This window comes from Kineococcus rubinsiae, assembly GCF_011839805.1.
Classification (GTDB): domain Bacteria; phylum Actinomycetota; class Actinomycetes; order Actinomycetales; family Kineococcaceae; genus Kineococcus; species Kineococcus rubinsiae.
This window is the reverse complement of the sequence record NZ_VWPY01000044.1, coordinates 1-12,429: the sequence shown is the minus strand read 5'-3', so window position 1 is coordinate 12,429 and position 12,429 is coordinate 1. Positions and strand designations below refer to the sequence as shown.

Annotated in this window: 12 protein-coding genes; all 12 read right to left on the bottom strand. The window is 74.0% G+C overall.

The features are described from left to right. Nucleotides 1–115 precede the first annotated feature (115 nt). A complete protein-coding gene (locus tag F1544_RS17500; RefSeq protein ID WP_167587415.1) occupies nucleotides 116–637 on the bottom strand; it encodes a hypothetical protein in 522 nt (173 codons plus the stop codon). Further along, nucleotides 625–4,173, bottom strand: coding sequence for a DNA polymerase III subunit alpha (gene dnaE / locus F1544_RS17495; RefSeq protein WP_167587414.1), 3,549 nt, complete (start codon nucleotides 4,171–4,173; stop codon nucleotides 625–627). The genes F1544_RS17500 and dnaE overlap by 13 nt, the downstream gene beginning before the upstream one ends. A gap of 123 nt (nucleotides 4,174–4,296) precedes the next feature. Beyond that, complete coding sequence (locus F1544_RS17490) at nucleotides 4,297–5,220, bottom strand: RluA family pseudouridine synthase (protein ID WP_167587413.1); 924 nt, start codon at nucleotides 5,218–5,220, stop codon at nucleotides 4,297–4,299. Further along, nucleotides 5,213–5,842 (bottom strand): signal peptidase II, encoded by a 630-nt coding sequence (gene lspA / locus F1544_RS17485; RefSeq protein ID WP_167587412.1) that lies wholly within the window; start codon nucleotides 5,840–5,842, stop codon nucleotides 5,213–5,215. The genes F1544_RS17490 and lspA overlap by 8 nt, the downstream gene beginning before the upstream one ends. Nucleotides 5,843–6,002: 160 nt before the next feature. Then, nucleotides 6,003–6,491 (bottom strand): TraR/DksA family transcriptional regulator, encoded by a 489-nt coding sequence (locus F1544_RS26525; RefSeq protein ID WP_308470152.1) that lies wholly within the window; start codon nucleotides 6,489–6,491, stop codon nucleotides 6,003–6,005. A 222-nt stretch (nucleotides 6,492–6,713) separates the two neighbouring features. Continuing rightward, nucleotides 6,714–7,349: a DivIVA domain-containing protein gene (locus F1544_RS17475; RefSeq protein WP_167587410.1), complete on the bottom strand. Its 636-nt coding sequence runs from the start codon at nucleotides 7,347–7,349 to the stop codon at nucleotides 6,714–6,716. A gap of 166 nt (nucleotides 7,350–7,515) precedes the next feature. Further along, nucleotides 7,516–7,812 carry a YggT family protein gene (locus F1544_RS17470; protein WP_167587409.1) on the bottom strand — a complete coding sequence of 99 codons (297 nt, stop codon included), beginning with the start codon at nucleotides 7,810–7,812 and terminating at the stop codon, nucleotides 7,516–7,518. 69 nt (nucleotides 7,813–7,881) lie between these two features. Beyond that, nucleotides 7,882–8,412, bottom strand: a complete 531-nt coding sequence (locus F1544_RS17465) for a cell division protein SepF (RefSeq protein WP_167587408.1) — start codon at nucleotides 8,410–8,412, stop codon at nucleotides 7,882–7,884. Between the two features lie 84 nt (nucleotides 8,413–8,496). After that, the gene (locus F1544_RS17460; RefSeq protein ID WP_167587407.1) at nucleotides 8,497–9,258 is read right to left on the bottom strand and encodes a YggS family pyridoxal phosphate-dependent enzyme; all 762 of its coding nucleotides are present in this window, start codon (nucleotides 9,256–9,258) and stop codon (nucleotides 8,497–8,499) included. Further along, the gene (gene pgeF, locus F1544_RS17455) at nucleotides 9,255–9,977 is read right to left on the bottom strand and encodes a peptidoglycan editing factor PgeF (RefSeq protein ID WP_308470151.1); all 723 of its coding nucleotides are present in this window, start codon (nucleotides 9,975–9,977) and stop codon (nucleotides 9,255–9,257) included. The genes F1544_RS17460 and pgeF overlap by 4 nt, the downstream gene beginning before the upstream one ends. A 34-nt stretch (nucleotides 9,978–10,011) precedes the next feature. Next, nucleotides 10,012–11,397, bottom strand: coding sequence for a cell division protein FtsZ (gene ftsZ, locus F1544_RS17450; protein ID WP_167587406.1), 1,386 nt, complete (start codon nucleotides 11,395–11,397; stop codon nucleotides 10,012–10,014). A gap of 286 nt (nucleotides 11,398–11,683) precedes the next feature. Further along, on the bottom strand, nucleotides 11,684–12,429 hold a 746-nt coding region (locus F1544_RS17445; RefSeq protein WP_167587405.1), incomplete at its 5' end, for a cell division protein FtsQ/DivIB.

The window sequence follows — 12,429 nt, the reverse complement described above, 5'->3', positions numbered from 1 at the left end:
GACGTCCCCCGGATGGGTGCGCGAGGCGTCGGGTCTGCCCGCGACGGCGACTATTTTGCGTCACTTCACTCGCACTGAGAGTGACTGCACCGCAGGCGAGTCGCCGTACCGGACGTCAGGCGCGGGACTCGGGGACCGGGTCCTCGTCGTCGGCGCGCGAGCGGGGTGCGCGGACCCAGTCGCCCACCGCCGTGGACAGCGTCGCCAGCAGCACGACCCCCGAGAGCCCGAACGGCCACAGCAGCAGGACGCCCCATGCGGTGACGGAGACGTGGCGCGGGTCGGTGGGGTCGCCGGGCGGCAGAGCCGCACCAGTGCCCGCGGCCAGCAGCGAGCCGGCGAGCGCGCCGCAGAGCGCCGCCGTGAGCAGGAGCAGCGGCCGCTCGCGGCCGTGGCGCAGGACGACCACGCCCGCGACGACCCCCAGCACGAGCCCGAGGACGGCGAAGGTGCCGTCGCGGGCGACGTAGGAGGTGAGGTCGGTAGTGACGACGGGCTCCCCCACCAGCCAGGCGCCGGGCCGGCGGGTGAGGGCCCACCACACGACGCCGAGGAGCATCCCCACGACCGCCTGCCCCAGCAGCAGGAGCTGGGGCAGCCGGGAGGCGGGGCGGGGAGCCCTCCTCAGACGAGGCACGTCGGGCCGAGCAGCGCCTTGAGGTCGCCGAACAGCGCCGGGTTGGGCGTCACGCGCAGCGAGTCGTCCAGCCGCATGAGGGTGCCCTGGCCCTTGCCGGGCTTGACCAGGCGCAGGCGCACCTCGGTGCTGCCCGGGTGGGTGGTCAGGACGTCCTTGAGCTTTTGCACCTCGGCGGGGATGCAGCGCGAGACCGGCATGACGATGGTGACGGGCAGGCCCTCGCTGGAGGAGACGTCCGGGACGATCAGCTCGGAGGCGTAGATCGTCGGGACGTCGTCGCGGCGGTTGAGCCGGCCCTTGACGATGACGACGAGGTCCTCGGCCAGCAGCGGCGCGACGCTCATGTAGGTCTGCGGGAAGAACAGGCACTCGATGGCGCCCTCGAGGTCCTCCACGGTCGCGATCGCCCAGGCGTTGCCCTGCTTGGTCAGCTTGCGCTGCAGGCCGGTGATCATGCCGGCGATCGTGATCGGGGCGCCGTCGCCGCGGGAGTCGTCGGCGGTGAGCGACGCGATCGCGCAGTCGGAGGCGTTGGACAGCAGCCGCTCGAGCCCGAACAGCGGGTGGTCGGAGACGTAGAGGCCCAGCATCTGGCGCTCGTGGGCGAGCAGCTCCGTCTTGTCCCACTCCGGGATGTCCGGGATCTCGACCGTGAAGCCGCTGCCGAGACCGCCGTCGTCGTCCCCGCCGCCGAGGCCGGCGAACAGGTCGAACTGGCCGATGGCCTCGTTGCGCTTGACGTCGACGACCGCGTCCACGGCGTCCTCGTGCTTGGCCACGAGCGCCCGGCGCCGGTGCCCGAGGGAGTCGTAGGCGCCGGCCTTGATGAGGGACTCGATGGTCCGCTTGTTGCAGACGACGGCCGGGACCTTGGTGAGGAAGTCGGTGAACGACTCGTAGCGGCCGGCGGACTCCCGCGCCGCGACGATCCCGTCGACGACGTTCGCGCCGACGTTGCGGATCGCGGTGAGACCGAAGCGGATGTCGGTGCCGACGGCGGTGAAGTTCGCCGAGGAGTCGTTGACGTCCGGCGGCAGCACCTTGATGCCCATGCGGCGGCACTCGTTGAGGTACAGCGCCGACTTGTCCTTGTCGTCGCGCACGCTGGTGAGGACCGCGGCCATGTACTCCGCGGGGTAGTTGGCCTTGAGGTAGGCCGTCCAGTACGACACCAGGCCGTAGGCGGCCGAGTGGGCCTTGTTGAACGCGTAGTCGGAGAACGGCACGAGGACGTCCCACAGCGCCTTCACGGCCGCGGCGGAGAACCCGTTGGCGACCATCCCGGCCTCGAAGCCGACGTACTCGGCGTCGAGGACCTCGCGCTTCTTCTTGCCCATCGCGCGCCGCAGCAGGTCGGCGGCACCGAGGGTGTACCCGGCGACCTTCTGCGCGATCGACATGACCTGCTCCTGGTACACGATCAGGCCGTAGGTCGTCGAGAGGATCTCCGCGAGCGGTTCCTCGAGCTCGGGGTGGATCGGGGTGATGGCCTCCTGGCCGTTCTTGCGCAGCGCGTAGGCCGTGTGCGACCCGGCGCCCATGGGGCCCGGGCGGTACAGCGCGCCGACGGCGGAGATGTCCTCGAAGTTGTCGGGGCGCATGAGGCGCAGCAGCGAGCGCATGGGCCCGCCGTCGAACTGGAAGACGCCGAGCGTCTCGCCCTTGCCGAGCAGCTCGTAGGTGGCCGGGTCGTCCAGCTCGAGCCCCTCGAGGTCGACCGGGTCCTTGCCGTTGAGCAGGACGTTGGCGAGGGCGTCGTCGAGGATCGTGAGGTTGCGCAGGCCGAGGAAGTCCATCTTGACCATGCCGAGCGTCTCGCACGTCGGGTAGTCGAACTGCGTGATGATCGCGCCGTCGGCCTCCCGCTTCATGATCGGGATGTGGTCGATCAGCGGCTCGCTGGACATGATGACGCCGGCCGCGTGCACGCCCCACTGCCGCTTCAGCCCCTCGAGGCCGCGGGCGGTGTCGACGACGCGGACGACCTCGGGGTCGCTCTTGTAGAGGTCGCGGAACTCCTGCGCCTCGGAGTACCGCTTGTGGCTCGGGTCGAAGATGCCCGAGAGCGGGATGTCCTTGCCCATGACGGCCGCGGGCATCGTCTTGGTGATCCGCTCCCCCATCGAGAAGGGGAAGCCCAGGACCCGCGAGGAGTCCTTCACTGCCTGCTTGGCCTTGATGGTGCCGTAGGTGACGATCTGCGCGACGCGGTCGGTGCCGTACTTCTGCACGACGTACTGGATGACCTCGCCGCGGCGGCGCTCGTCGAAGTCGATGTCGAAGTCGGGCATCGACATGCGCTCGGGGTTGAGGAAGCGCTCGAAGAACAGCCCGTGGCGCAGCGGGTCCAGGTCGGTGATCTTCATGGCGTACGCGGCCATCGAGCCGGCGCCCGAACCGCGGCCGGGGCCGACGCGGATGCCGTTGTTCTTCGACCACTGGATGAAGTCGGCGACGACGAGGAAGTAGCCCGCGTAGCCCTTCGAGACGATGACCTCGATCTCGTAGTCGGCCTGCTTGCGCACGTCGTCGGGGATGCCCGCGGGGTAGCGCAGCGCGAGGCCGCGCCACACCTCCTTGATGAAGAAGCTCTCCTCGTCCTCCCCCTCGGGGCAGGGGAAGCGCGGCATGAACGCACCGGTGGACTCGGTGAAGGAGACGTCGCAGCGCTCGGCGATGAGCAGCGTGTTGTCGCACGCCTCGGGGTGGTCGCGCCACAGGTGGCGCATCTCCGCGGGGCTCTTCAGGTAGAACTCGTCGGCGTCGAACTTGAAGCGCTTGGGGTCCGCGAGCGTCGAGCCGGACTGCACGCACAGCAGCGCCGCGTGGGCCTTGGCGTCCTCGGCCTTCGTGTAGTGCAGGTCGTTGGTGGCGACCAGCGGCAGCTCGAGGTCCTTCGCGAGCTTCAGCAGGTCGTCCATCGACCGCTTCTCCACGTCGATGCCGTGGTCCATGATCTCGCAGAAGAAGTTGTCCCGGCCGAAGATGTCCCGGTAGTCCGAGGCGGCCTGGCGGGCCGCGTCGTACTGGCCGAGGCGCAGCTTCGTCTGGATCTCCCCCGACGCGCAGCCGGTCGTGGCGATGAGGCCCTCGGAGTACTGCGAGAGCAGCTCGCGGTCCATGCGGGGCTTGTAGAGGAAGCCCTCCAGGCTCGCCAGCGAGCTCATCTTGAAGAGGTTGTGCATGCCCGCCGTCGTCGAGGCGAGCATCGTCATGTGGGTGTAGGCGCCGGCGCCCGAGACGTCGTCACCCGGGCGGCTGGACTGGTCGCCCCACTTCACGCGCGTGCGGTCGGCCCGCGCCGTGCCCGGCGTGAGGTAGGCCTCGACGCCGATGATCGGCTTGACCCCGTGCTTCTTGGCCGTCTTCCAGAAGTCGTAGGCGCCGAAGACGAAGCCGTGGTCGGTCGTGGCCACGGCCGGCATGCCCATCGCGGCAGACTCGCGGAAGAGGTCGTCCACCTTCGCGGCCCCGTCGAGCATCGAGTACTCAGTGTGGACGTGCAGGTGGACGAACGAGTCCGCGGATGCCATGCGAGGCGCCTCCTGGAGCGGGCGGGACGGGCGTGGGGCTGAGGCGTCATCGTAGGCGGCGCGGCCGACACGGCCGACGCCGACACGGGGCCCCGGCCGCGGGTGCGGACGGGGCCGGGGTGGTCAGTCGGCGAGCCGGGCCAGCGCCGTCGACAGGTCCTCCGGGTAGCTGGAGGTGAACTGCACCGGCAGCCCCGTGCCGGGGTGCTCGAAGCCCAGCCGCTTGGCGTGCAGCCACTGCCGCGTGAGCCCCAGCCGGGCTGCGAGCGTCGGGTCGGCGCCGTAGGTCAGGTCCCCCACGCAGGGGTGGCGCAGCGCCGAGAAGTGCACGCGGATCTGGTGGGTGCGCCCGGTCTCCAGGTGCACCTCGGCCAGCGCCGCGGCGCGGAACGCCTCGAGCACCTCGTAGTGGGTGACGCTGGGCTTGCCCTCGGCCGTCACGGCGAACTTGTACGCGCCGCCGGGGTGCCGGCCGATCGGGGCGTCGATGGTGCCGCGCAGCGGGTCCGGGTGCCCCTGGACGAGCGCGTGGTAGACCTTCTCGACGGTGCGCTCCTTGAAGGCGCGCTTGAGCACGGAGTAGGCGTGCTCGCTCTTGGCCACGACCATCAGGCCCGACGTGCCAACGTCGAGGCGGTGCACGATCCCCTGCCGCTCGGCCGCCCCCGACGTCGCGATCGTGTAGCCCGCGCCCAGCAGGCCGCCGACGACGGTGGGGCCGGTCCAGCCGGGGCTCGGGTGCGCGGCCACGCCGACGGGCTTGTCCACCACGACGATGTCGTCGTCGTCGTGCACGATCACGAGGCCGTCGATGACCTCGGCCACCGCGACGGCCGCGGCCGGCGGGTCGGGCAGCTCGACCTCGAGCCACGCCCCGCCGCGCACGCGGTCGGACTTGCCCACCGTGACGCCGTCGATGACCACGAGGCCGGCCGCGGCGAGCTCGGCCGTGCGGGTGCGGGAGAGCCCCAGCAGCCGCGCCAGGGCCGCGTCGACGCGCTCGCCCTCGAGGCCGTCGGGGACGGGGAGGCTGCGGGTCTCAGGCATCCGTGGCCTCCGTGCGGTCGGTGCGACGCCCGCGGGCGGGGCGGTCGGTGCGCTCGGGGCGCTGCTGGCGGCGGCCGTCCAGGCCCGTGCCGCGGAAGCCGAGGACCGCGATGAGCACGGCGGCGGCCACGACGCTGGAGTCGGCCAGGTTGAAGATCGGCCAGTGCGGGAGCTCGAGGAAGTCCACGACGTGACCGCGGCCGACGGCCGGGGCCCGCAGGTACCGGTCGGTGACGTTGCCGGCGGCACCCGCCAGCAGCAGGCCGAGGGCCACGGCCCAGGCGGGCGTGCGCACGCGGCGCGCCACCACGAGGACGGCGACGACGACGGCGCTCTGCACGACCGTGAAGACGACGGTCGAGCCGGTGCCCAGGCTGAACGCGGCGCCGGGGTTGCGGATGAGGTGGAACTGCAGCAGCTCCCCCACGAACGGCTGCTGGACGCCGGGCTCGAGCCGGGCCACGGCGAGGACCTTCGTCACCTGGTCCAGGGCGTAGGCGACGAGCGCGACGCCGAGGAGCAGGCCCGTGCGGCGACGGGCGGACGGGGAGGCCGCACCCGCCGGCGGTGGTGACGCGGGCGGGTCGGAGGCGGTCAGGTCGTTCGAGGCAGCGTCGTCCATGGCGGCCCGAGTCTCCCACGCGGGGCGCCCCGGCCCGACAGCCTGCGCCCCGACCGCCTGGGCCCCGACCGCCTGGGCCCGCCCGCCACCCGGGCGGCGGCGGACCGGCCGCGGTGCCGCCGGCACCGCGGCGGTCCGCCGACCGGACGCGGGGAGGGCGTCAGCGCCGCTCGCCCCGCGACTTGCAGGCCACGCACTGGGTGACCCGCGGGAAGGCCTGCAGCCGGGCCTTGCCCACCGGGCCCGCGCACGCCTCGCACGTGCCGTAGGCCCCCGACGTCATGCGGACCAGGGCGCGCTGCGTCTGCTCCAGCAGGTCGCGCGCGTTGTTCGCGATGGTCATCTCCTGCTCGCGCCCGAGCGTCGCGGCACCGTGGTCGACCTGGTCGTCACCGGCGCCCTCCCCCCCGTTGGCGACGAGCGAGGAGAACGCGGTGGTGGCCGCGAGGAGCTCACCCCCCAGGCGCGCCACCTCGGCCTCCAGCTCGACGCGGACCTCGGCCAGCTCCTCCGGCGTCCACGCGTCCTCCGACGCCTTGACCGGCAGCGCGGCGACGGCCGCCGCGCGGTGCGCCCGGCCGGTGCGCGCGGGCCTCGCCCGCGCCTCCGCCTCCGGCACCTCCGCGGTCGCGACCACCGCCGGATCCACCGACGCCACCTCCACCGACACCCCGTGCACCATGAGCGAGCCCCCCTCGGTTCGCGGCCCAGCACCGCGTGCACGTCACCGTAGGCAATCTCACGCACTGTGAGCAAGCGGAAACGCCAAGTCACCCACACGGAGGTCGGGCGCAGCCACCACGCAGAACGCCGCCGCCCCGGAGGGGCGACGGCGTTCGGGACCGGCCGGGGCCGGCGAGGGAGCGTCGGGTCAGACGGCGGCCACGTCGTCGGGGACGATGCGCTCGGTGCTCTTCAGCTGGTCGAGCTGGGCGGCGATGAAGCGCTCGAGCTGCTCGCGGTAGTCGACCTCGCGCCCGCGCAGCCCGCGGATCGTCTCCTCCAGCTGCAGGCGTCGCGTGTCCAGCTCGCCGAGCGTCACGTCGCGGCGCTGCTCGGCCTCGGCGACGAGGCGGGCGGCCTCGGCCTGGGCCCCGGCCACGAGGCTCTCGCGCTGGGCCTCGCCGTCGCGGACGTACTCGTCGTGCAGGCGCTGCGCCAGGGCGATCACGCCGGCGGCCTGGTCGGCGGGGCTCTCGGCCGCGGCGGGCGCCGCGACCGGCTCCGGCGCGGCGACGGGCTCGGGCTCCGGCGCGGCGACCGGCTCGGCCTTGGCGAAGTCCACCGGGGCGGCGGAGTCGGCGGCCGAGGCGGCGCGGGTGAGCTCCCCCACGCGGTGCTGGGCCTGCGCGAGCTCGGCGCGGAGATCGTCGTTCTCGGACGTCAGGCGGCGCAGCTCGGCGACCACCTCGTCGAGGAAGTCGTCGACCTCGTCCTGGGCGTACCCCTCGCGCACCCGCGTGGGGTTGAAGCGCTTGCTGACGACGTCTTCGGGAGTGAGCGGCATCCTCGGTCACCTCTGCTGCTGGCCGGCCCCTCCGGTCGGCACCCGGAGCCACCGTAGCGGAGGGGTCCTGGCGCCGGCGGAGCAGCCGGGACGGGTGCCCGCGACGGGGTTCGCGGGCGGGACGGGCACTGCGCCGGCGGGGCCGGCACGGAGGGGGGTGTGCGGCTCAGGCCCCGGCGGAGAGCCGGCCGAAGACCGACAGCAGCACCGAGCAGAGGATCGCGAGCACGAGGAAGGCGAGGTCCAGCTGTACGGCGCCGAGGCGCAGCGGCGGCAGGACCTTGCGCAGCACCTTCAGCGGCGGGTCGGTGACGGTGTAGAGCCCCTCGGCGATCACGAGGACCGGCCCGCGGGGGCGCCACTCGCGGGCCAGCGCCTGCACCCAGTCCAGCACGAGGCGCCCGATGAGGCAGAGGAAGAACAGCAGCACCAGGAGCTCGAGCAGGGAGAACAGGGTCGACATCGCCTCATCCTGCCTGACGCGCGGACCGGCGGGGACCACCCGGCGCGGCGAGGCCCCCGCGGGGGCCCGTCACGACTGGTTGAAGAAGGTCCGCTGCTCGACCGGCCGCTCCTCCTCCTGGGTCGCCACCTCGACGTTCTGCGGCGATAGGAGGAAGACCTTGTTGGTGACGCGCTCGATGGCCCCGTGCAGCCCGAAGACGAGCCCGGCGGAGAAGTCGACCAGGCGCTTGGCGTCCGAGTCGTCCATGTCCGTGAGGTTCATGATCACCGGGATGCCCTCGCGGAAGCTCTCACCGATGGTCTTGGCCTCGTTGTAGGTGCGGGGGTGGATCGTCGTGATCCGGTGCAGTTCGGAACTGCTGACCTGGGGCACCACGTGGGCCACCTGCCTCCTGATCGGGGTCACCTGACCGGTGGTCTCCGGACGGCGCTCGGGGGCCGCCACGGGTTCGGGCGCGGAGCGCTGCTCGCGCACCGTCTCCACGCGGACGCGGGACGGCGTCTCCCGCTGGACGTGCTCGTCGCTGCCGTCCTCGGCGTAGCGGTCGTCCTCGGCCAGGCCGAGGTAGACCATCGCATTGCGCAGCGCGCCGGCCATCGCAGGCTCCTCGAGGTCGTCAGGTCGGTGGTGCGGAAGACGGGCGCCGAAGCAGCGGCACCCGCAGGGCGAACGCCTCGGACGTTACCGCGGGGCGGGTCGCGGACCCAGGATCGCGCCGCCGACACGCAGGTGTGTCGCCCCGGCGGCCACCGCCTGCTCCAGGTCGCCGCTCATCCCGGCCGAGAGGTGCACGGCCCCGGGGTGGTCGCGGCGCAGCCGCGCGGCCAGGTCGGCGAGCACCGCGAAGGCGCGTGCCGGGTCCTCCTCGCGCGGGGCCACGGCCATGAGGCCGAGGAGGTCGAGGTGCTCGCCGCCCGCGACGGCCTCGGCGACGGCGGCGATCCCGTCCGGGGCGACGCCGCCGCGGGCGGGGTCGGCGCCCTCGCCGAGGGCCGGGGCGAGGTCGACCTGGACGAAGCAGCCGACGCGGCGGCCGTGCTCACCCGCGCCGCGGTCCAGCGCGGTCGCCACCTTCGCGCGGTCGACGCTGTGCACGACGTCGCAGTAGGCGGCCACCGAGCGCGCCTTGTTCGACTGCACCTGGCCGATGAAGTGCCAGCGCAGGGCGACGCCGTCCTGCGCCACCTCCGCGGCCTTGGCGGCGGCCTCCTGGTCGCGGCTCTCCCCCACGTCGCCCACGCCGAGACGCGCCAGCGCCCGGACGTCGGCAGCGGGGAAGAACTTGGTCACGGCGACGAGCGTCAGCTCGCCGGGGTCGCGACCGGCCTCCGCGGCCGCGGCGGTCACGCGCTCGCGGACGGCCTGGAGGGCCGGGCCCAGCTGCGCGGACCGGTCGCCGGGGGCCGGGTCGGTGGGGGCCGGGTCGACGGGGGCGCCGCTCACCGGAGCACGACGACACCGGCGCTGCGGCCCGTGCGGCCCTCGCGGCGGTAGGAGAAGAGGTCGTCGCGCTCGGCCGTGCAGCGGCTGACGCGCGCCGCGGGGACGCCGGCCTCGGTGAGCTGGGCGAGGACCCCGGCGGGGACGTCGACGGCGCTCGTGCCCCACGACGTGGTGGAGCGCGCCGCGGGGACGCGGGCCGCGACGTCGTCGGCCATCGCCGGCGGCACCTCGTAGCAGGCGCCGCAGATCGAGGGACCGAGGGCTGCGGTGAGGTCGCGGGCGCCGAGGTCGCGCAGCGCGGCCACGACGGCGGGCACGACCCCGGCCACGAGGCCCGGGCGCCCGGCGTGGGCGACGGCGACCAGGCCGGCGCGGGCGTCGGCCAGGAGGACGGGGACGCAGTCGGCGACGAGGACGGCGAGCGCGAGCCCGGGGACGTCCGTGACGAGCGCGTCGGCGACGGGCACCTCGGCGGGCACGCCCGTCACGCGCACGACGTCGGCGCCGTGCACCTGGCGCGCCACGACGAGGGCGTCGGCTCCGACGGCGGCGCGCAGCGCCTCGCGGTGGACGGCGACGGCGGCCGGGTCGTCGCCGACGTGGTCACCGAGGTTGAGGCCGTCGTAGGGCGCGCTCCCGCGCCCACCGGCACGGGTGGTGAAACCAGCCTGGACGCCGCCCGGGAGGGCGGCGTCCAGGAGGGGGACGGTGCTCAGCACGCTGAGGGGATCCCGTTCGTCGCAGGGGTGCGGACTACTTCAGGAAGTCCGGGACGTCCAGGTCGTCCTCCTCGGGCTTCGCCCGGGGGGTGCGGCGGGCGCCGACGTTGTCCTGCGGAAGCTCGATGACGCGCGGCACCTGGACCGGGTCCTCACCCGGGACCACGTGCGGCGCCGGCGCCACGGGCTGCTGCGGGGCCTGCTGCTGCGGAGCCTGCTGCTGCGCCGCCTGCTGCGGGGCGGCGGACGGCGCGTACTGCTGCGACGGGGCGTACTGCTGCTGCGCCGGCGCGTACTGCGGCTGCTGCTGGGCCGGCTGCTGCTGGACCGGCGGCTGCTGCGGCTGCGGGGCCTGGGGCACCGACGGCGCGAAGTACGGCTCGGGGCGCGCCTGGCGCGTCGGCGGGACCGCGCTGCCGGAGGCGCGGCCGGAGACCTGGCCCACCGCCCGCTCGTCGCGGCGACGCACCGGGGTGCCGGAGTCGAAGCCCGCGGCGATGACGGTGACGCGGACCTCGTCGCCCAGGGCGTCGTCGATGACGGCGCCGAAGATGATGTTGGCCTCGGGGTGCGCGGCCTCCTGGACCAGGCGCGCGGCCTCGTTGATCTCGTACAGACCGAGGTCGGAGCCGCCCTGGATCGACAGCAGCACGCCGTGGGCGCCGTCGATGCTCGCCTCGAGCAGCGGGGAGCTGATGGCGCTCTCGGCGGCCTGCACCGCGCGGTCGTCGCCGCGGGCGGAGCCGATGCCCATGAGGGCGCTGCCGGCGCCCTGCATGACCGACTTCACGTCGGCGAAGTCGAGGTTGATGAGCCCCGGGGTGGTGATGAGGTCGGTGATGCCCTGGACGCCGGACAGCAGGACCTGGTCCGCGGAGCGGAACGCGTCGAGGATGCTGACCTGCTTGTCGCTGATGGACAGCAGCCGGTCGTTCGGGATGACGATGAGGGTGTCGACCTCGTCGCGCAGCTCGCTGATGCCCGACTCCGCCGAGTTCGCGCGACGGCGGCCCTCGAAGGTGAAGGGGCGCGTCACGACGCCGATGGTCAGGGCGCCCAGGGAGCGGGCGATGCGCGCGACGACGGGCGCACCACCGGTGCCGGTGCCGCCGCCCTCGCCGGCGGTGACGAAGACCATGTCGGCGCCCTTGAGCACCTCCTCGATCTCCTCGGCGTGGTCCTCGGCGGCCTTGCGGCCGACCTCGGGGTCCGCGCCGGCGCCGAGGCCGCGCGTGAGCTCGCGGCCGACGTCGAGCTTGACGTCGGCGTCGCTCATGAGCAGCGCCTGCGCGTCGGTGTTGACGGCGATGAACTCGACGCCCTTGAGGCCGACCTCGATCATCCGGTTGACCGCGTTCACCCCGCCGCCGCCGACGCCGACGACCTTGATGACCGCTAGGTAGTTCTGCGGAGCTGCCACGTCGAGTGCCTCTCGCCTCTTTCGCCGATGCTTGCGGGCTCCGGCCGGAGCCTCACCCGCAGACGCTCACCCTCAGGTAGAGGGTTAACGTTATGTCATTTCCTGTCGTGGTGACGGTAGGGAGCCGCACGGGTGCGGTGCAACTGACGGCGCGGCGTGTCGCGCTCGGATGGTGGCCGGAGGCCCGAAAAGCCGTGCTGCGGGAACGAGAACCGCCCCGGGAGTGGCCCAGGGCACATCCGGGGCCCGGAACCGACCGCCGTCCGGGTGAGACGGCAGCGCGACGTCAGGAGGCGACGGCCGCCGCGTCGGGGGCCGAGACGTCCACGCGCTGCGCCTGCGCGACCTCGGGGTCGGACAGCAGCCGCTCGAGCACCTCGGCCTTGCGCTGCGGCCGGTCGACGCCGCCCCAGACGACCTCGGGGCCGTCGGTGAGCTGCAGCCGCACGGCCTCGGGCGACGTCGCGGAGATGGCGGTCACCCGCGCGCGCAGCTCGGTCGGCAGCGCACCGTTGACGGCGAGCGCGGCGAGCAGGGCGTCGGGGCCCGCGGCGTCGACGTCGACGCTCACGAGCGGCACCCCGGGCGGGGCCGTCCCGGCGTGCACGAGGACGGTCCCCCGGTCGTCGACGAGGTCCACGCCGCCGGAGGTGACGGGGACGGCCGCGACCGCCTCCCGCTCGTGCACGCGGACGAGCAGCGTCGAGGGCCAGGAGCGGACCACGTCCGTCGACGCGACGAGCGGCAGGGCGGAGACCTCGTCGGCGAGGCCGGAGACGTCCACGCCCGCCAGCGCGCTCCCCCGCTCGCCGTCGACGATCGCCTGGACCGCGCCGACGTCCGTGCGCTCGGTGCCGGTGATGCGCACGTCGGTGACCCGCAGCCACGGCGAGCCGAGCAGCACCCACCCCGCGACCACGGCGAGCAGCACGAGCGCCGCGGCGCCGGCGACCGTGCGCGGGCCCGGCCGCCAGCTGCGGCGGACCGCGCGCCGGGCCGCGAGCTCGGCCACGCGGGAGGCCGAGGCCGAGG